Origin of the sequence: Kitasatospora sp. NPDC048722, from assembly GCF_040650235.1 — a bacterium.
In the GTDB taxonomy this organism is placed as follows: domain Bacteria; phylum Actinomycetota; class Actinomycetes; order Streptomycetales; family Streptomycetaceae; genus Kitasatospora.
Window position 1 is genome coordinate 269,114 of the sequence record NZ_JBEZGX010000002.1, and the last position, 21,064, is coordinate 290,177.

General features: G+C 72.1%; 8 protein-coding genes. 1 reads left to right on the top strand and 7 read right to left on the bottom strand.

The genetic code is table 11. The features are described 5' to 3' along the window. Nucleotides 1-74: 74 nt before the first annotated feature. Nucleotides 75-4,070 (bottom strand): type VII secretion protein EccCa, encoded by a 3,996-nt coding sequence (gene eccCa, locus AB0C76_RS03235; RefSeq protein ID WP_359958827.1) that lies wholly within the window; start codon nt 4,068-4,070, stop codon nt 75-77. Nucleotides 4,071-4,215: 145 nt separating this feature from the next. Here eccCa and eccD point away from each other — a divergent pair, with 145 nt between their 5' ends. After that, nucleotides 4,216-5,598, top strand: a complete 1,383-nt coding sequence (gene eccD / locus AB0C76_RS03240; protein ID WP_359958830.1) for a type VII secretion integral membrane protein EccD — start codon at nt 4,216-4,218, stop codon at nt 5,596-5,598. Between the two features lie 59 nt (nt 5,599-5,657). Here eccD and AB0C76_RS03245 read toward each other — a convergent pair whose 3' ends face one another. From AB0C76_RS03245 to AB0C76_RS03270, 6 genes are all read right to left on the bottom strand, one after another. Continuing rightward, a complete protein-coding gene (locus AB0C76_RS03245) occupies nt 5,658-16,988 on the bottom strand; it encodes a hypothetical protein (protein WP_359958833.1) in 11,331 nt (3,776 codons plus the stop codon). 67 nt (nt 16,989-17,055) lie between these two features. Continuing rightward, entirely contained in the window at nt 17,056-17,352 is a 297-nt protein-coding gene (locus AB0C76_RS03250) for a hypothetical protein (protein ID WP_359958836.1), read from the bottom strand. After that, entirely contained in the window at nt 17,345-17,779 is a 435-nt protein-coding gene (locus tag AB0C76_RS03255; RefSeq protein ID WP_359958839.1) for a YbaB/EbfC family nucleoid-associated protein, read from the bottom strand. The genes AB0C76_RS03250 and AB0C76_RS03255 overlap by 8 nt, the downstream gene beginning before the upstream one ends. 125 nt (nt 17,780-17,904) lie before the next feature. Then, nucleotides 17,905-20,100: a hypothetical protein gene (locus tag AB0C76_RS03260; protein ID WP_359958842.1), complete on the bottom strand. Its 2,196-nt coding sequence runs from the start codon at nt 20,098-20,100 to the stop codon at nt 17,905-17,907. Nucleotides 20,101-20,214: 114 nt separating this feature from the next. Continuing rightward, nucleotides 20,215-20,706, bottom strand: a complete 492-nt coding sequence (locus tag AB0C76_RS03265; protein ID WP_359958845.1) for a hypothetical protein — start codon at nt 20,704-20,706, stop codon at nt 20,215-20,217. Nucleotides 20,707-20,719: 13 nt separating this feature from the next. Beyond that, nucleotides 20,720-21,010, bottom strand: a complete 291-nt coding sequence (locus AB0C76_RS03270) for a hypothetical protein (protein WP_359958848.1) — start codon at nt 21,008-21,010, stop codon at nt 20,720-20,722. Nucleotides 21,011-21,064 lie beyond the last annotated feature (54 nt).

Below are 21,064 nucleotides of genomic sequence, written 5' to 3' on the forward strand. Positions count from 1 at the left end.
TCGATCGACCCCCGTCCACCCGCCCACGTCGGACAGCCGACCGCTGTCCACCCCCGCCGACCCTCCGCCGACCACTACGCGCCCAGCTCCCCATCCGAGCCGCCCGAGCCACCCGGCCCCGACAGGCGGCCGGTCTGCACCTGCACCGTCCGGCGCCGCGTGATGTACAGCCCGCGCCCCGCCGGGAACTCCCTCGGCTTGAGGTTGCCGAACAGGTATCCCTCGGACGGTGGGCAGGAGAGCAGCATTGTCGGCGAGTTGACCTCCTGGAGCTTGCGGACCAGCGGGTCGCCCATGGCCCGGGCGATGCCGTTGGCGCCGCGGGCGACGACGAGGTGGAGGCCGATCTCCGCGCCCTGGGCGAGGTCGTCGAGCAGGGCGGCGAACGGGTGGGCCCCGGTTCCGGCGCCGACGAGGTCGTAGTCGTCGACGAGGACGAAGAGTTCGGGCCCCTCCCACCAGTCCCGCAGCTTGAGGCGGGCGGGGGTGATGTCGGCGGGCGGGATGCGGTTCTTCATCGCGCGCGACGCCCCGTCGACGATCTGGCGGAGCTTGTCGACGGCGACCGCGTAGCCGAGCCGGTACTCCTCCGGGACGGCGTCGTAGAGGCCGCGCCGGAAGTCGACGAGCATGATGCGGGCCTCGGCGGGCGTGTAGGCGCTGGTGATGCCGCGGATCACGAGTTCGAGCAGGTTGGTCTTGCCGGACTCGCTGTCGCCGACCACCAGCAGGTGCGGGTTCTCCTCGAAGTCGTGCCACAGCGGCGCGACCTCGGTGTCCTCCAGCCCGATCGCGACCCGCAACCGGCCTTCTGGGGCGGGGAGCTCGGCGGCATCGAGGCTGAGCGGCAGCATCCGGACCTCGGGGGCGCGGGGCCCGGTCCAGTGCGCGGCGACGGCGTCGACGAGGTCGGCGACGCCCTCGCCGAGGTCGTCGGTGGCGCCGGAGCCGTCGATCCGGGGCAGGGCGGTGAGGAAGTGCAGCTGTTCGTCGGTGAGGCCGCGGCCGGGGACCTTGGGCACCTTGGCGGCGGCGCGCATGTTGATGACGGAGTCGACGGAGTCGCCGAGCCGCAGTTCGAAGCGGGTCTGGAGCTGGTCGCGCAGGCCCGCGGTGATCTCGCCCCAGCGGGTGGAGGCGATGGCCAGGTGGACGCCGTAGTTGATGCCGCGCTGGGAGATCAGGACCAGCGGCTGGACGAGGTCGTTGAACTCCTGGCGCAGGGTGTTCCAGCCGTCGATGACGAGGAAGACGTCCCCGTGCGGATCGCCGGCCAGCGCGGGGTCGCCGGCCGCCTTGCGGCGGCGGAAGGCGGCGACGGAGTCGATGCCGAGTTCGGCGAAGTACTTCTCGCGCCGGGTGATGATGCCGTTGACCTCGGCGATGGTGCGCAGCACCCGTTCGCCGTCGTGGCGTCCGGTGACGCCGCCGACGTGCGGCAGGCCGCGCAGGGCGGAGAGCGTGCCGCCGCCGAAGTCGAGGCAGTAGAACTGGACTTCACGCGGGGTGTGGGTGAGGGCGAGGCCGGTGATGAGGGTGCGCAGCAGGTTGCTCTTGCCGCTCTGCGGGGCGCCGGCGATGCCGACGTGGCCACCGGCGCCGGAGAGGTCCGCGGTGAGCCGGTCGCGCAGTTGCTGGAACGGGCGGTCGATGACGCCGACGGGGAGTTCGAGGGCGCCGTGGGCGCGTTCGTCCTCGGTGGTGAGGCCGCGGTCGGGGTGCGGGACGAGCGGGGGCAGGAGTTCGTCGAGGGTGGGCGGGACGCCGAGGGGCGGCAGCCAGACCCGGTGGGCGGGCGGTCCTGCGTCGCGCAGGCGCCCGGCGGCGACCTCCAGCAGGGAACCCGCCGAGGCCGTGACCTCCTCCTCCACCTCCACCACCGGTGCCTGACGCTGCATCACGTAGTCGGTGCCGTACCGGACGACCTGCCCGGCGACGACGGCCTGCTGGGCGGCGCGCCGCTTGGGCCGGTACGGCCCGGAGACGTAGGCGGCCTTGAAGCGGGTCAGGGTGGAGATGTCGCTGCGCAGGAAGCCGTTGCCGGGCTGGGAGGGCAGCTGGTAGGCGTCGGGGACCCCGAGGACGCCCCGGCTCTCCATGGCCGAGAAGGTCCGCAGGCCGATCCGGTAGGACAGGTGGGATTCGAGCGCGCTCATCCGGCCCTCGTCCAACCGCTGGGAGGCGAGCAGGAGGTGGACGCCCAGCGAGCGGCCGAGCCGCCCGATCATCACGAACAGCTCCATGAAGTCCCGGTGGGCGGAGAGCAGTTCGCTGAACTCGTCGACGACGACGAACAGGGTGGGCAGCGGCCGCAGCGCCGCGCCGCCCTCCCGCGCCGTCTCGTACTCCAGCAGCGACGCGTGCCCGGCGACGCGCAGCAGCTCCTGGCGGCGCACGAGTTCGCCGTGCAGGGCGTCGCGCATGCGGTCCACCAGCGAGGCCTCGTCGGCGAGGTTGGTGATGACGGCGGAGGTGTGCGGCAGGGTGTCGAGGCCGAGGAAGGTCGCGCCGCCCTTGAAGTCGACGAGGACGAAGTTGAGCACCTCGGAGGAGTGGGTGACGGCGAGCGCGAGGACGAGCGTGCGCAGCAGTTCGGACTTGCCGGAGCCGGTGGCGCCGATGAGCATGCCGTGCGGGCCCATGCCGCCCTGCGCGGACTCCTTGAGGTCGAGGTCGACGGGCCGCCCGTCCGGTCCGAGACCGAGCGGCACGCGCAGGCGCTGCGGGATGCCGCGCTGGGCCCACAGCGCCTCGACGTCGTGAGCGTGCAGGTCGGGGATGCCCAGCAGGGCGGTGAGGTCGAAGTCGGTGGCCATCGGCTCGGCGGCGTCGACGCCGTCGGCGATGCGGTAGCGGGCGAGCTGGGCGGCGAGCCGGGTGGCGGCGGGCAGGGCGAGGGCGTCGGGGCGGCCGAGGTCGGTGACGACGTCCTTGCGGTTGCGGTCGGCACCGACCATGGCGAGTCGCCCGTCCTCGACGCGCAGCCGCAGGGTGGTGCGGGCCGGACGCCATTCCAGGGTGTCGGCGAGGTCGATGAGGACGGCGTTGCGGTAACCGGTGAGTGCGGCGCGGCTGCCGCCGTGCGCGCCGGGGCCGTCGAGGACGAGGACGGTGAACGGCTCGTCGCGGCTCGGGACGGCGTCGGGCTCGTAGCCGGGGCGGCCGGTGAACTCCTCGCCGAGCAGCTGCTCGGCCTCGCCGAGGCTGCCCGCGACCAGCCGGACCGGGCCGGCGCCGTCGGTGTCGGTCGGGTGCAGGGCGTGCGGCAGCCACTTGGCCCACTCCCAGTGCGGGCGCCGTTCGGCGTCGGCGACGATCGCGACGTGCAGCTCGTCCGGCCCGTGCACGACGGCGAGTTGGGCGATCATCGCGCGCACGAGCGCGCGGGCGGCCTCGGGATCGTCGGCGCGCAGCAGGAGTTGGGCGAAGCCGCGCAGGTGGATCGCCATCGGCTGGTCGGCGACGGTGCCGTAGGCGTGGATGAAGCGGCGCAGCGCGTGGGCGCACAGCGGTTCCAGGTCCTCGACCGGCTTGGTGGCGAGCGGAGCGAGCGGGGTCGCGAGGCGCTGGTTGCCGAGGCCGATCCGGACGTCGCTGAAGTCCGGGTGGGCGGACCGCCGTTCCCACAGCCGGGTGGTGCCCACCAGCGACCACAGCTCACCGGGCGCCGGGTGACGCCAGGCCAGTGCCTGGCGCTGGGCGTCGATCGAGCGCCGCACCTGGCGGCGCATCTGGGCGAGGTAGCGCAGGTAGTCGCGGCGCTCGGCCCTCAGTTGGTGCTTGCGGTCGCTGGAGCCGCGGACCAACTGGGTGACGAGCATGCCGACGGCGGACAGCGCCATCATGCCGACCGCGACGTAGCTGAGCGCGCCACCGCCCTCGGGCCCGGCCGGGCGCAGGAACATGAACACCATCGACAGCGAGCCCAGTGCCATCGGCGCCATGCCGATCATGCTCGCCATGCCGCTCTGCTTCTCGGGCAGGACCGGCGGCTCCTGGAGCTGGACGTCGCCGTCCGGCATCTCGGGCCCCGGACGCCTGGGCGTCCGCTTGACCAGGACCACACTCACTCAGGGCTCCTCACGTTCCGCCACCGTCCTCTCACGCTGACGGACGGCGGCGGCGGCGGGGTTCAGCAGGTGCTTGAACGCCGACTCCCGCACGGCCCGTTCGAGAAGACGGAGAGCACTACGGACCCCGACCCCGAGGAGTGGCGTGAGCACCAGCGCCGTCGCAGGACTGTGCCGATTGAGGTTCCAGGCGCCGGAGGCGGTCTTCGAACTCGCCGTCCCCGCCGACGTCCCCCTGGCCGACCTGCTCCCCGCGATCATCGGCCACGCCGGGCCCGACCTCGCCGAGGCCGGGCTGGAGCACGGCGGCTGGGTGCTCCAGCGGCTCGGCGAGGAGCCGCTGGACGAGGAGCGGAGCGTCGAGGCGCTCCAGCTCCACGACGGCGACTCCCTCTACCTGCGTCGCCGGCACGAGGCGCTGCCCCCGGTGCACTTCGACGACCTGGTCGACGGCGTCGCCACCGGCGTGCGGGAGCGCGGCGACACCTGGCGCCCGGCCCTCACCCGCCGGCTCGCCCTCGCGCTGGGCCTGGCCGCGCTCGCGGCCGGCTGGATCGTCCTGGCCCTCCCGGGCCCGGTCGCCCCGCGCGAGGCCGCGGCGGCGGGCGTCGCGGCGCTCCTGCTGCTCGGCGCGGCCAGCGCCTCCCGCGCGATGGCCGACGCGGGCGCGGGCACCGCGCTCGGCGCGGCCGCCGTCCCGTACCTGGGGCTCGCCGCCCTGCTGCTGCCCACCGGGCCGGGCGGCGACGACCTGCTCGGGGCCCGGGTGCTCGCGGCCTCCTCGGCCGCGGCGGGCGCGGCCGTGCTGTCGCTGGCGGCGGTGGGGGCCGCGGCGCCGCTGTTCATCGGCCTGGTACTGGTCGCCGCGCTCGGGGTGCTGGCCGGGGCGCTGCTCCTGCTCGGCCTCGCGGCGGACCAACTCGTCGCCCTCGTCTCGGTGTTCGCGGTCCTGGTCGGTTCCTTCGTGCCGTCCGTGGCGTTCCGGCTCTCCGGCCTGCGGCTGCCGATGCTGCCGCGCAACGCCGAGGAGCTCCAGGAGAACATCGATCCCGTCCCGGCCACCGCCGTCCTCCCCCGCGCGCTCGTCGCCGACGACTACCTGATGGCGCTCTACACCGCGATCGGCACCGTCTGCGCGGCCTGCCTCACCGTCCTGCCGTTCACCGACGGGTGGGCCGGCCCGGCCGAAGCCGGGGCGCTCGCGCTGCTGCTCGTCCTCCACGCCCGAGCCATCGGCAGCATCCGCCAGCGCCTCGTCCTGCTCCTGCCCGGCGTGTACGGCGGCGCCGTGCTGCTCACCCGTTTCACCGCCGGTGCCTCCCCCACCGAGCGCCTCGCCCTCCTCGGCGTGCTGGTGGCCCTGACCGCCGCCCTCCTGGTCGCCGCCTGGACCGTCCCCGGCCGCCGCCTCCTGCCCTACTGGGGACGCATCGCCGACATCCTCCACACCCTCACGGCGCTCGCGCTGCTCCCGCTGGCCCTCCAGGCCTGCGGCCTCTACCAGCACCTGCGCGGCCTGGGCGGCTGAGGCCCGCCACCATCCGCCCCGTGCCCCGGCTGCTGCCAGCAGCCGGGGCACACGCGTACCTATGTGCGCCTCTCCCGAGCCCGCTCGGCCCTTCGCGCCGCGTTGAGCAGCGCTCGGGCGGAGCCCAGCCCGGCGGCCGCGAGCACCCCGGGGTAGGCCCACTCGATCAGCTCGCGGTGGTGCTCGGCGAGCACGAGGGCCGCATCCTCCTGGACGTCGTGCACGTCGAACAGACCGACCACCGCATGGGCCAGCTGCGCCGCGCTCGCGCCGGCACCGGCCGGATGCCCCCGGAGGAACGCGCGGTGCGTCGCCTCGGCCCGGCCGTTGGTGTTCGCCGTTTCGATGGTGGCCCCGGGGAGGTAGTTCGTATAGGTGAGCAGGCTGTTGACGAACCGCTGGAGAGCCTGCGGGGACGTCCCCGCGCGTCCGTTCCCGACGTCGCGCACCAGGTCGTCGACCTCCGAGCGAGCCGCGTCCAGCCGTTCCTGGTGGTAGGGCTCGATCCCGATGACCCCTCTGCGCGCGGCCTGCTGATGCACGGTGTGCTGGGCTACCAGCACCAGGTTCCGCATGGCTTGCGGGATCGCCTCTCCGGTGACGGCCCGACGGATCACGTCCTGGTGGACCACCCAGGCGGTGGTGTGCGCTCCCATGGTGCCGGAGAACGGAGAGGGGCTGCGGCCCGCGAAGAGCAGCCGCTCGACCCTCCCGTCCGGCCCGATGACGGCCTGGGTCGCGAGCCGCGCCTGCGGGCCCGTCTCCTCCTCCGGCAGGCCGGTGCCCGCGGCGTACTGCGCGTTGCGGCCGGACGGGCGATCCCCGTCGTGCGACGGCGCAGTGGGGTTGCCGGTGGCCGCCGGATCGTTCGAGAGGTCCAACTGCATCTCCTCGAACTTCCTGGTCAGTTCTTCGAGCGCCGTTCCCTCGCGCCTCAACGCACCGATCGCGACCTCTGCCTTCTCCTTCTGCCTCTTGGGCAGGAGGACGGCATCCTGCTGGGCCCTTTCCAGCTCGTTCAGCTTGGCCTGCACGTCGAGCTTGCTGTTCCGCAGGTAGTCGTCGACCACTTGGCGGACCTCCGGACGGAGGCGCATCTTCAGCTGCACGGCCGCTCGCTCCATCCGATCCCCGTCGTGTCCCCAGGCCGCGTCGAAGGCCCGGGGGAAGGCCAGGTCCACCGACCGGAGGTGCTGCTCGACGAGCGCTGCCATCCGCTGCTCACGAGTCGCGGAGGACGGCATACCGGGGGCGAGCCTGGCGAGCGTGTCGGGGTCGAGCTCGGCCACCACCCGGGCTGCGGCGCGCGGGTCGAAGAGGCCGAGGATCGCGTCCTGCAGGTCCGTCTGCCGGATGCGGTCCCCGCCGTCCTCGAAGGCGTTCAGCAGCCGGTTCGGCGCGGCCTCGGCCTTGCCCTTCCCCGCAGTGGCCCTGCTCACCGCCGCCACGTTGATCGTGGACAGCGGAATCAGCTCGCGGTAGTGCAGGAAGGCGGACGCGTACTGCTGGAGCAGCGAGGTCCGGAACTCGGAGCCGGTGGCCAGTCGCAACAGGTATTCCAGTTCGACGAGTTCACGCTCCGCTTCGGCGATCCTCCACCGGTGGTCGGTCGGCAGACCGTCGATCATCGCGGCACCGGGCAGCTTGTGCACCTCGTCCGTCAGGGTGCGGAGCCCGGCCATCGCGTGGTCGAAGGTACGGCCCTCCAGGTGCCTGGTCACCGCCGAGACCTGGACGGCGAACGCGGTGGAGTGGTCACCCATGGTGTCGCTGTACGGGCCGTCCGGGCGGCCGCGGATGATCACCCGGGAGATGGTGTCGCCGGTCGTCTCGATCTGGGTCGCCAGGGCCTGCGCGCGCTCCGGCGCCTCGGGACGGTGCAGGAGGTCGCTGGCGTCGTAGTGGCCGGGGCCGGGCGTGTAGAAGACCGTGACCTGGCGGGCGGCCGGATCGCCGAACTCGATCGAGGCCCCGTCCTGCGTGTGGACGATCCGCAGCCGGACGCCCAGTGCGTGCGCCGCCAGCGGCGCGAACATGTCTCCGGACGAGGTGGCCCAGTGCGTCCGCCAGTTGTGTACGGCGTTGACCAACTCCACGTACTCGTGCGGGGTCAGACCGCGGTATGCGTGGTCGTCCCCCCGCACGATCCGGACGACGTCGTGCGGCAGGCTATCCGCGGTTTGCCGGTCGAGGTACCGGATGACGATGTCGAGCAGGCCTTCGTGGTCGGCCAGGCTGGTCACCCCCGAGTCGGTCAACAGCCGCTGCACGCCGCGCGGGTCACTGGCGGCCACCGCCCGCAGCAGACAGAGGCCGTCGCCGGCGACCGGCACGAGGTTGCCCACCTCGGTCGGCGGCGTGTGACCACTCGCCGAGGAACCGGAGTCGTCGCCCTCCGGTCGTTCGTGGTACCCGAACCGTGCCGTGTCCTCCATCGGCCGCAGGTGGTGCTCACCCTGGCCCGCGGTGTGCTCCGCCGCGTGGTAGCCGGGCGGGAGGTCCCCGGAGGGCAGCTCGGTGCGGACGACCACGCCGTCCTCGCCGAGACGGTGGCCGACCCAGTGGCCCCCGGGCACCACGACGGGACGGCCGTGCGCGTCGATGCCGACCTCGGCGGCCACCAGCAGGTGTCCGGGCCCGTCCGGGTTCCCGTGGTCCGGCACGAACCAGACCGGGCCGGTGGCCGCGTGGATCTCCGGTGCGAGCCCGTGCTCGGCCAGGTGCGCCAGGACCTCGGCGACCTGGGTGTGGCCGCCCTGCGAGGCCAGGTCGCAGGCGACGAACCGCAGGGTCGTCCGGCCGTCCCAGCCGCCGCTCCGGTGCCACTCGATCAGCCGGTCGGCGAGCTGCCGGGGGCTCAGCGGGAGCTGGGCGTCCTTGGTGTGCAGGGCGACCAGCCGGACGGCCGGATCGTGCGGGAAGTGGGCCAGGGCGTCGGCGGTGGCCGGGTCCGGCGCCTCGCCCGCCGGCCAGAACGGCGCGTCGGGGCTGCCGGAGTGGTCGGCGACGGGGTGCTCGGCGTCGGGGCCCGCATGCTCGCGCTGTCCGAACGACTGCGGCGCAGGCCTGCCCCACGCGCCCTTCGCCTGCGGCTTCACCGGCTGAGACGACGACTCGGGCGCCCCCGCCCCCGCCTCCGGCTTCTGTGTCCCCGCCCCGGCCGCCGTCGCCGCGTCGCTCGGGCGAGCGACGGGCGCGACGGTCTTGTACGCGATCTGGTGGCGCTGCTTCCTCCCCCGGACGTCGGCGACGGTGACGTCGAACGTCCCGTCGACGTGCTCGTACCCGTACGGGATGGCGACGTTGATCTTCGCGCCCCCGAATGTGAGTTCCCGGCTCGGCGGCAACTTGCCGTCGTCCTTCGGATAGGCGGCCACCACCCGGATCCCGGGGTACGCCTGGTTGAGGTCGCGGACGACGTCCTTGCAGCTCTCGCAGGTGCCCTTGGTGGAGAAGACGGTGAACGTCCCGGACACCTGGTTCTTCTCCTTGAAACCCCAGCTTTCCAGCTGCCGGTACGCCGCGTTCAGCAGGCTGACCTCGGCGTCCTTCCGCTGGTAGCCGAAGGAGTGGTCGGCAGCGGGCTTCCGGAGTTCGGCGGCCACGTCGCCCTCGGCCTGCGCGTACTCCTTCAACTTCTCGAAGGCCCGCTTGTGGAGATCCTCCGCCTCCGTGCGCAACTCCGCCATCCTCGCCACCGGTTCGTTCCCGGTCTTGGCATCCTTCACCGTCTTCTGGATGTCCACGACCTGCCGGTGGAGTTCGGCCGCCTCGGCATGGAGGGTGTCCGCCAGCGCGATCTTGTTCCAGAACTCGCGCGGACCCCTCGACCTGTCCCCTTCGTCCTCCGTGGTCCTCTCCCGTGCGGTCGCGGCCAGGGCTACCGCTTCTTCGATCTTCTTGGCGACCGCGGCCAAGTGCGCTTCGGCCGCCTCCCTTTCAGTGGGCTTGGTGACCCAGGTGTCCAGAGCCGCGAACGCGGACTTGTACCCCGCGACCGCCTCCGTCAGTCCGGTGGACGCGGCCTTGTGCTGAGCGGCCGCCTCGCGGAGCACGGTGGCCACCTTCTCGGCCCGCCACTTCTCCGCGCTCTGGTAGCCCTTCCCCTGCTTGATCGCGTTGTCGTCCTCGGGCCGGGACAGCTTCTTCAGCTCGTCGAGCCGATCCCGGTCGTTGATCCCGGGGAACTGCCTCGCCCCGTTGTTGGTCCGCTCCGACGTCCACACATAGGGGTTCCCGGCCTTGTCCTCCCCCTCCAGGCGCAGGTGCCCGACCGCGAAGGTCATGCCCGGGTGCGGGCTCGGGAGGATCTCGTTGACCAGCGGCCTGACCAACTGCTCGTCGGTCATGACGACGGGCTTCGGGTCCTCCCCCTCCGGCGACAGGAGGGCTCCGTGAGCTCCGTGGGCCGGCGTGGCGGCAACGGGGTTGAGGGCGAGCTCGATCAGGTCGGCTTCCGAGACGGGGTGGCTCGGCCCCTCCGGTTCGGGGTGCGGCTCGCCCGTCGCCGTGCGCATGAACTCCCGGAAGCCGCCGTACAGTTCCTCCTCCGCGCGGGTGCGGCTGACCGGGTTGGCCGGGGCGGGGTGGCCGGCCTGGGGGTCGGGCCCGTACAGCCGCTCCAGCAGGGGCAGCAGTTCCGGGTCGTTGCGCCGGACCCAGTCGGCGCCGTTGTTGCGGGGCAGCCGGGTGCCCGGGTCGTTCCCGTGGTTGGTGCCGAGGTAGGCGTTGCTCAGCTGGGCGAAGTACTCGTACTCGTCGGCCGAGGAGTAGTTGCCGACCAGCTCGTCGGCGGCATTGCGCCGCCCGCCGTCGGGCCACGCCGCGACGGGCTCCTCGCCGAACAGGTCGGTCAGTCCGTCGGCCTGGCGCTTGCCCCGGTAGGCCTCCCTGACGAGCGCGTGCTCGTCGCCCGTCAGGCCGAACTTGTGGATGGCGTGGGCGAGTTCGTGGGTGGTCGTGGAGTAGCCCTCGGGGTGGGAGGAGGCCCGCCCGAGCGTCGTCCTCGCGCCGAGGAGGTTCTCCTCCGTCACGACCACGATCTTCCCGGACTGCACGCCCCGGACGGTCCGCCAGGGCCGGCCGTCGACCTCGGGGAGGTCGTTCAGGTGCTCCAGGCCCGCCACCTCGGTGATCGGCACGTCCCTCGGAACGACGACCACCCGGACCTCCTGCGTGAGGAGCCGTTCCGCGACCTTCGGATCCCGCAGCATGCGCACGACCTGCTCGTACGCCGCGTGCCGCGCCGCGACGGGCTGGTGGGTGCGGGGGTCGACGTCCACGATCAGCCGGGCCGCCGCATCGGCGAAGTCCTCCGGCTCCAGGCTCTCGCGAAGGCTCTTGACGTACTCGGCGTCGCGCGCGAGCTCACGACGGGCCTCCGGGGCGAGGAGCTCCAGCTCGTGGACGGACCGCACGGGCCTCGACGCGCCGCCCGGGACGGCGGGGCCCGGCTCCGGCGTCCCCTCCGGCGCCGGGTGATCGATGTCCATCGCGGAATCGATGTCCATCGCGGTACCGGTGTCCATCACGGGATCGATGTCCATCGTGGTGTCACCGTCCCCGGGCCCGTCCACCCTGATCACCTTCTTGGGGTTGCCCTTGAAGGGCGGCACGGGCTCACCGGTGCCGAAGTCCAGCTTCGCCTTGCGGATCGATGCGAGGATCTTCGGGAGCACGTCACCCGTCGGGCCGGTCCGGTCCTCGCCGTGCTCGATCGCCAGGAACAGGTCGTCGAGGTTCACGCCCTTCTCCCGGGCGTACGTGGTGACCCGTTCGAGGTTCGCGGGCTTCAGCATCCAGTCGAAGACCTCCTTGCGCACCTCCTCGATGGCGGTCCGCAGCTCCCCGGGAGCGCCGGTGGGCTGCCCCGCAGCACCGCCGGGCCGGTTCTCCGCCCGGATGCGCCCGAAGGTGCGGTACAGACCGCCGTACTCGCGCAGCGCCGGCTCCGTCGGCATCCGCCAGGGCCCGACCGCGTCCTCGGCGCGCGGCGCGGTGTACGTCCGCTCGGGGTTGAACCGGAGGTCGGCGAGGCGACGCCCGAGGCGGATCGCGGCCGTCGACAGGGCCAGTGCCTGGGCGGTGGGAAGCTTGTGCTCGTCCTGGATGCCCGCCTTGATGCCGGCGAACGGCCCTTCCGGGTCCAGCGGGGCCGACGTCGAGTGGCTCAGCACGTTCTTGGTCAGCCCGCCCGGCCCGAACTCGGGCCTGCCCTGGCCGTCCGTCGGGATCAGGTGCCGCGGCGTCGCGCTGCCGTCCGGGCCCGGTTGTCCGGCCAGCAGCCAGTCGCGGCCGGCCGGCGTCTTGACCATCTCCTTCTGCCACGCCTCGGGCGTCTTGTAGTCGGCGGGATCCACCGGGACCGTCGCGTTCCGGCCCCCGGCCGGCTCCCGGTGCGACCGGTTGAGCCGGTCTTCGTTCTGGAACCGGTCGGCGAGGTTCTTCCCGTAGTCCTCCCGGTAGGGCCCGAGTCCGATGGTGTGCCGGGCCGACCTGGCGGAGGAGTTCGGATCGCCGTCGCCCAGGCGGAAGTCCTTGCTGTTCAGACGCGCGGACGGGGTCGCGAGGCCGACGTGCGACTGCCCCAGCGCCATCTTCGGCCCCGCGCCCCTGCCCGTGTACGCGGCCACCTTCTCCAGGTGGTCGGCGACGAGCCGGGACAGGTCGGTGACGGTGGCACCGCCCCGGAAGTCGGTGCGGAAGGCCTCACCCCGGTTCGGGAGACGGTTGTTGGACGCGTCGGCGCGCACCCGCTCGATGATCTCGTCCCGTCCCTGGTCCAGGAACGTGGGCGTCTTCGTGGGCCGCGTGCTCCTCGGCACGTCCACGGTCTCCGGCTTGCCCTCCAGCTCGTTCCGGTAGTACCGGTCGAGCTCCCAGGCGTTGATCCGGTTGAGTCCGCGCCCGAGTTCCTCGAACTCCGCCCGGCCCGGGCCCCACTTCAGGGCCGGGGTGCCGCGCCCGTCGGCCAGCAGGACCGCCGGCCCGTCGACCATCAGGTTGGGCTCGGGCGCGTAGGGCAGCAGCGGAGCGTACGAGGCCTGCCAGTCGCGCTCCAGCATGTCCGCCTCGACAGCGAGCCTCACCTGCTCCAGGATCTCCGCCCGTCCTTCGGCGTCCAGCCACTTCGCCGGAAGTTGCTTCCCCTTCTTGGTGAACCTCGCCTGCACATCGGCGACGAGCCGGTCCAGGTCCGCCTCTTCGGTGGGCATCCGGTACCCGCCGACGAAGGCCAGCGGGCGGCTGGGGTCGAGGGCGTCGTCCTCGACGTCGAGGCGGTGGTCGGCCTGTTCGCCCGTGCCCGTGCGCGAGTGGTCGGGGTGCGGCTGCGGCCGGTGCAGCGTGTCCTCGACGAAGTTGAAGACGTGCTGGCCCGACGGCACCTTGCGGGAGCCCATGTCGTAGTCCTGCACCGCGAGGTAGGGATGCAGGCCGCCGTCCATCATGGCCTTGATCAGCTGGTGGGTCGGCGCGCTGTCGAGGAGCTCGTTGCGCATCTCGCCGTAGGGGAAGACCTCCTCCCCCTTGACCTTGAGCCACGAGAACGTCGACGTCACGACGGCCACCGGCACGCCCATGGTCTCCGCGATCCCCCTGGCCTCCCGGGCGGCGGCGGCGAGGGCCGCCTCCTCGCCCTTCGGGGCGTTCAGGCCGATCACGAAGGCCACCCGGCCGTCCATGCCCTTCGAACCTTCCATGATCCGCTCGATCACGGTCTTGATCTCGCCGGCGCTCTTGTAACTCGTCATGGCGCTGACCACGAAGCCGAGCGGTCGAAGAGGGGGAAGGGCATCGGGTTCATCGGGCTTGAGGAACGCCAGGTAGTCCGCCTCGGACAGCTTCGGCATGGCTCCGACGTTCTTCGTGGCCCCGTCGAAGACGCGGTTGCCCGGTCGATCGTCCATGCCGAGACCACCGAAGAGGTCGCTGACTCCGCTCGTCAGTCGCGGCGCCACGAAGGTCGTCGGCCCGCCGCCCTGGCCCGGAGCGGCGACCTGGTTCGGCTGTCCGCCCTGGCCGGACGGCGAGGACGGCGCCAGGTGCGGGCCGTTGCCGTCGTTCGGGTGCGCCGGGTCCTTGCCGTACAGGCGCTTCAGCAGGGCGGACAGCTCGGGCGGCTCGTTCCGCCGCACCCGGTCGGGCCCGCCGTCGGTGCCGAGGTAGGCGTCGGTGACCCGGGCGAAGTACTCGTGCTCGCCCCGGGACGCGTCGTTGCGCGTCGGCTCTCCTACGCCGTCCCCCTTCAGCCCGGCCCGGTGGGCCTCCCTGACGATCGCCCGGTCCCGGGCCGACAGCACGTCGAGGACCGCGTGGGCGACTTCGCGGGTCGTCGTCGGGCGGCCGTCGGACGCGGTGCTCACCCGGTGGCCCGCCTCCAGCAGCTTCACGGCGACGTGACGGTTCCGCAGCATCCGGGCGACCTGCTCGACGGTCTCCCGGTGCGCGGGCCCGGACCCTCCGATCCGGGGGGAGGAGTCGACCATCAGGTGCGCGGCGCTCTCCGCGAACTCCCGGGTGCCGCCGAGCTTCTTCAGGCTCTCGATGACGGCCGCGTCGCGCGCCAGCTCCCGGCGCCGCTCGTTCGGCAGGTCTCGCAGCGCGTCCACGCGCTCGGCGGCGGTGAGTTCGTGCAGCTTCGTGAGGTCCGACAGCGGCGAGTGCTCGGCGGACGGACCGGTGGTGCCGTCGGAGGACGTCCGCAGCCGGTCCCCGAAGGTGCGCCGGTCGGCGGAGCCTTCGTCGAACGTCCGGGCGCGCTCGGCGGATTCGGCGGTGCGGACGATGGCATCGGCGCCGTTCCCGCCCGTCCGGGCCTGGACGTCCGCGAAGCGCGGCGAGCGACCGAGCTCGTCGACGACCCGCTGGACGTACTGCGGGTCGACGCTGCGCCGGTCACCGTACCCGAGGAACTCGACCGTCTGGGCGCCGGGTTCCCACTCCCCGTCCGCCTCGCGCCGGCGGAGGATGTCCGCCATCCGCTCCGGCGGGACCTCCTCGCCGTGCAGCGTGGGCCGGCCGTTCTCGCCGACGTGCACGAGGACGGGGTAGCGGGTGCCGTCCTCCCGCGAACGGTCGAGGACGCTCCTGAGGTCCGCCGGGACGGGCGGCGCGTCCGCGCCCGTGTCGTGGAGGAGCCAGCCGCTCCCGTCGGGGAGGTGGCGACCAGCCACGGAAGCGTCGTGGGGCGACGCGGCGTCCGGGGCCGCCTCGGCGACCGGCAGGACGGGGACGTCGACGTTCCGCGGCGCCTCGGGCGCCACGGGCCTCGGCGCCTCGGGCGCCACCGACCCCGATGTCGCGACCTGGACCGGCGGTACGACCTCCTCCGGACCGCCCTCCGACGTGGCGACCTGCACCGGCGCCTCCGGCGCGCTCACCGGGCCGGACGGCGAAGTGCCGCCCTCCGACGAGGTCTTGACCGCCCCCTGCTGCCCGCCGGCCTCGGACTCGGACGGTTGCTGGTGCTCCCCGCCGCCCTGGACCTTCACCGAGTCGGGCACCGGTGCGGTCGGCACCTGCTCCGACGACGAGGACGACCTGCTGCCGCCGACCGTCGAGGTGCTCCCGGCCTTCGCACCCTCGCTGCCGCCCCGCGCATCCGCCTTCGGCACGTCGGTGTGCGCCGACTCGCCGGAGTGCTCCACCTTGACCGGCATCGGCTTCGGGCGCGGCACCGGGAAGGGCGTGGGACGGCCGGTGAGGTTGGCCACCGCCGAGAGGATGGTGAGCGGGTGGTTCCAGGGCAGGTACTGGGTCTCGGGACCCGTGTCGTTCGGGTCGGCCAGCTTCTCGGAGACCCAGACCTTGTACCGCTCGACGAGCGGGTGCACGGCCAGGTGTCCCATGTGGCCGACGAAGCCCATGGCCATGCCGGAGACGAAGCTCTCCCAGGAGACGGAGAACTCGTGGTCGGGCCCGAAGGTGAGGTTGTAGAAGCCCTCGGTGAGGCCGTTCTGGACGCCGCCGCCCAGGTAACCGCCCAACGCCATGCCCACCTTGAACAGTTTGGTGTCCCCGCCCACCTTGTCGAGCAGCCCGGGGAGGTGCTCGACCAACTGGTCGACGCCCTCCGAGCTCAGCCCGCCCGGCTTCAGCGCGGCCCGCATCGCGTCGCGCAGCGCCTCGTGCTCCGCGGCGCCGCGCCCGCCGTTGGCGGCCATCGCCTTGGCGAAGTCCTTGCCGAGGGCTGCGGCCTCCTCCTTGCCGAGGACGGCACCGAAGTGCTTCTCGAAGACCTGCGCGACGTCCTTCTCGAACCGGGCCACCGCCTGCGCGGGGAGTTCGCGCAGGCCGCCCTTGAAGGCGTTGGCGATGTCGTGGGAGTAGCGGCCGATGGTCTGGGCGAGGTCGTTGCCGAAGGCCTCCGCGGACTCCTTCGCCAGCCACTTCTCACCGTCCCGGGCGGCCGCCCCCGCCGCGCTATGCGCGGCCTCGTTGGCCAGGGAGTTCTCGGCGCCCTTCGCGGCGTCCCGCGCGGCCGCCCCCGCCGCGCTGTGCCCGGCCTCGTTGGCCAGGGAGTTCTCGGCGGCCTTCCCGATGTCCTTGCCGAGGGCCTTGGTCGCGTCGTTCTCGATCGCCTTCAACCCGTCCTTGGACAGGACCGTGCCCAGGCTGTCCTTGGCGAGCCCGTTGGAGACCTTGGCCAGGTCCCCCCCGAGGACGCGGCCGGCCTCCTTGCCCAGGCCCTTGGCGATCACGTTCCGGAAGAGCTTGGTCAGCCCGGCCCCGATCAGGCTGAGCGGGCCGCCGATGAGGCCGTTGAGCGCTCCGAACTCGACGGCCTGGAGGAGGGACTTGGTGTCCCACTCGCTCTTGTGGCCCTTCTCGATCTGGATGAGCTGGATGATCGTGTCCATCACCACACCACCGGCGATGCTCACGAAGGTGTGCATCAGGATCCGGTCGATCAGCCAGGCGAGGATCTTGCGGAGCACGGCCTGCGTGACCAGCTTGGCGGCCACGGCCTCGCCGAGGGACGCCCCGCCGGTGAACGGGGCGGCGGCGATCGCCCAGGCGATCTCGGCGGCCAGCTGAACGAGCTGACCGATGATCATCCATTTCGTGTACTCGACCTGGTTGGCGGTGTCGTGCGCGACCTTGCCCAGTTGTTTGGCCTGTTCCGCCGCCTCCGCGAGGGCACTGCCCCCGCCGATGCTGATCAGCGTGGCCGCCATGTCGGCGAAGCCGTCGCCGGTCCGGCCCGAGACCTGCCCCTGGCAATAGGCGGTCAGGTCCCGGATGTAGTCCTCCAACTGCGGCATGTCCTTGGCGACGAGGAGGTAGTCGTCACCCGCGAGGCGCAACTTGTCCTCGTCCGCCTCCGGCCACGCCATGCCGGTCAGACCGTGGAAGAGCTTCGCGAGCCCGTCCGGGATGTGGATCGACATGGCGGGGGAACTCCTGAGGGTGCGAGGTGCGTCGGCCGGGCCGTCCGGAGGCGCTAGTGCCGTGGCACTAGACGCCCGAGGCGAGGTCGTCGTCCGTGCGGGTGAACAGCTTGGCGGCGGTCTGGCCGTTGTGGCCGGCCTTCTCGGCGATCTTGCTGACCTGGCCCAGCATCTTGAGGAGGCCCTTCGTCGGCGGATCCACCGTCTCGAAGTAGGCGTTGCCGATCTCGTCGTGGCCGGCCGCGTTGGTGTTGAACCCGTCGATCTCGTGGACCCTGCCCTGCATCCTGAGGAGCAGGGCCGACATCTCGGGGTACTTGGAGAACGCGGACCCCATCTCCGCGGTCGCCTTGAACTCAGCCACGGAACTCCTCCTGCCGCTCGCGCCGGGCCCCGGCGGTGAAGCCAGGTCGCATCGCCTGGAGCGGGGCGAGCAGTTCGTCGAGCTCGGTGCCGCCGGTCATCGAGGTGCGCAGCGTCTCACCGAGGCCCTCGAAGGAGCCCAGCGACTCCGTCACCTTGGCGCCCATGTCCGCCCGGGCCCGGTTGAGCACGTCGGTCAGGGCGGCGCTCAACTGGGCCGGGGCCATGGAGCGGTAGGCGGTGGTGTGGAAGGTCAGCGACACCACCTGGCCCTGTGCGCCGAGGACGGCCGTGACCATGCGGTCCTTGGACGTGACGGACACCGTGGTCGCCTGGAGCTTGCTGGTCGCCTCCGCCAGCTTGGCCTGCTGCTCGCGCAGGGTCTCCATGGCCTCTTCGATTTGTTGCGCGAACGGGGAGACCGCCATCAGACGCCTCTCGGAGAAGGACGCGCCCCGGGCCCCACGGGGGTCGGGGTCAGGGGCGCGTCGGCTTTGGGGTTGCTATTCGGGACAACGGGAGGGGCGGCGGGTCGCGTTCACCCCTCGTGCCGTCACCGGCCGATCACGCCGCTGACGGCGCCGGCGTCGGTGCCCCAGACCTCTTCTTCCTCGGCCAGCCAAGTGGTGCGCTGCCGCTCCTTGCCGTCCTGCGGGGCACCGGCCCCTGCGCCCATGCCGCCGGGCGGCATCATGGGCGGCATGCCGCCGCTGCTGGTGGCAACGTTGCGGCCCTGAAGCTGAGCCTCCTCCTGAGCCGGGTTCGGGGGCTTCGGACCGGCCTTCTCGGTCAGCGCCTGTTCGGCGGCGGCCTTCCTCGCGGTCTCCAACAGGGCCCGGTCCGCCGGGGAGTTGACCGCTCCGTTCTCGCTCACCGCCTTGTCACCGTAGAACCCCCCTGTGAGGGTCAGCGGTGAGCCGGACGCTGTCTCCGGTTTGGGCACGTCCACGTCGGGGATCGACAGCCGACCGCCGCCCAAGGAACCCGACAGCCCGTCGGCGAGATCGAGGGAACCCGGATCGGACCACCGGTTCCCGCCCCGCAGCGACCCGAGGTCGAACCCGCCGTTGCTGGTGGCGGGGTCGAGCGTGGTCAGGGAGTTGAGGGCGTGCTCCTCGTCGGCGAACAGCTGCTCGTTCGTCGTGACGGGCTTGCCGTTGGCGTCGAGGAGCCGACCGTCCTTGTCGATCGAGCCCTTCTTGCCCGCGTAGACCGGATTGCCCCTGGCGTCCCGCAGTTGCTTGCCGTCCGGGCCGAGGACCATGCCGTTCTCGTCGATCTTCGAACCCGACGGCACCGTGAAGAACCCGCCGCCGGGAACCACGGGCGTCGGCGCGCCCAGCTTGGTGCCCTTCGGGACCACCAGGGGCGTGCCGCCCGGGCCGAGCACCGGCTTGTGGTCGGGGCCGATCACCCGCCCCTGGCCGTCGATGGTCGAACCGGGCGGGACGGTCAGCGGCTGGCCGTCCTTGCCGAGCAGCGGCTTCCCGTCCTTGTCGAGCAGCGGGACGCGGCTGCCGCCGGCGCCGCCGCCGTTGGGGTCCAGAGTGAGCGGCCCGCCGTGCTTCGGAGGGGGCGGCCCGCCGCCGTTGAGGCCGAGCGGCCCGCCGCCGTGCTTGTCTCCGCCCTTGCCGTCACCGCCGCCTGCGCCACCATCGAGGTTGAGCTTGTCGTTTCCGTCCTTCCCTCCCGGACCGCCGCCACCGTCCTTGCCGTCACCCCCGCCGCCACCGCCGCCACCGCCGGTGCCGTCGGGGTTCGGCGCGGTGATGGGGGCCGGTGCGGGAGTCTCGGTCGGGATGTCCGTGTACAGCGACGCCGAGACGTCGGCGAACTTGTCGCTGAGGGTGCCCAGGTACCCGAGCGCGGGCTTGTCGAGGTTGTCGGCGACGTAGTTCTTCCAGAGCTGCTTGGCCCGGCTTTCCACGGCCGAGAGGAACGCGTCGCTCCGCACGTCGAGGCCACCGGAAAGGACCGTGTCGTTGCCGTCGGTGCCCTTGCCCAGCATGGGGTCCTGGAGCAACTCCGTGAGCGCCTCCCGCAGGCAGGGGATCGGCGAACACTTCGTGCTGAAGTTCCTCCAGGCGTCGCGAGCCTTGGTCAGGTTGGTGTACGCGTCCCCCAGGGCCAGTTGCGCGTCGTCCAGCGCCTTCACGGGGTCCCCGTGCCGCTTGATCCGGAACTCCAGGAGCAGCAGGGCGTTCTCGATGCTGGCCAGGAACGACTTCAGTTCGCCGGCCGCAGTGCCCTGGAAGTCGCTGTCCGCGACGTCGAGGTCGTTCCCCCACGCGTGAATGTCGACCTTCATGAGATCGAGCAGCGCGCCAAGGTTCTTCACCAGGTAGGCGCCGGACGCGAGGCTGGGCCGGCTCGTGGCCTTGTTCTCGCCGCCCAGAACCAGTGCCGGCATGAAGAGGTCGATGTTGCCGACGAACTGGTCCCACTTGTTGTTCGCGAAGTCGAAGCCCGGTTTGTCCTGACCGTTACCGCCGTAGTTGCCGTTGAGTCCGACGTACCAGGTGGAACCGTCCGACTTCTTCAGGACGGCGGTGACAACGACGTCGTTGTCCTTGCCGTCGGTCAGCAGAGTCGACGACCGGACGATCGATCCCCTGATCCAGTCCCCGACGATCGCGGGGTTGGCCACGTCGTCGCGGGAGACGGGGCTGGGATTGCCGAAGGCCTTCAGCGCCTTTTCCCAGGGGTAGTCGGCCCCACCGCCACCACCACTGCCACCGCTCTCGGCCAATCGAATCACTCTCCTGCGGATCCTGCGAACGCTGCGAACGCTGCGAACGACGTGGGCTGCCACTCACGGACGGCGTCGCGGGCCCGGCGACCGCGGCCGGGCCCGCGACGGCACTCAGGCCTTCGGCGGGGTCGTCGGAGGCACGGGGGGCGGCGTCACCGGGTTGGTCGAGCTCGTGTTCGGCGAACCGGAGAGGATTGTGAACATCTCGGCCGCGCTGAGCGCGTGCTCCTCACCCGTCGCGAACTTCACCGTGGCCAGGTCGAGGCCGTCCGACACCCGGTCCAACGACTTGACGATGGCGTCCAGTTGAGCCTTCACCGCCTTGGTGAAGTTCTGGAAGTCCGTCTGCATCTGCGTCGAGGTCTGCATCTCGAGCGCGCCCAGCAGCTTGCTGTAGCCGTCGGGGTTGTCCACGGTCCCCAGACCGTCCCCGCCCGCCGCGAAGGCCTGGATCTGGCGGATCAGGTTGGTGTGCTTGTCACCGTCCGCGTGCGCGGGCGCGCCGGCCGGCGGCACGTTGCCCAGCAGCCAGCTCCGCCAGAGGTCGACCTGCGTCCTGATGGAGTTGAGGCTGTCCGCGGTGGTCCGGAATTCCTTGGCCATTCCCGTGCCCCGCTCAGAAGCCCGCGGCGGCGGCCCGGTCGGCGTACCTCATGGCCTGGTTCATCTCGTCGAGGGCCGTGGCGCCCGCTTGGATGTCGTTGTGCATGGCCTCGTAGCTGCGGTTCGCGATCGCCAGGAACTCGTGGAACGCCTCCTTGTACTGACCGGCGTTCGCCTCCATTCCCCCGAGCTGCGTGATCAGGTCGTGCAGGTCGTTCTGCATGGTCTGGGCTGCGCTGAGCAGGTCCTGGAAGGCCGCGTCGATCGATTCGTGCTTGAGCATGATGTCGGTGGGACCGGGCATCGGCGTCTCCTCCTCGTGTTCGGTGGTCTGGGGTGGGAATGCTTCTGACGGAAC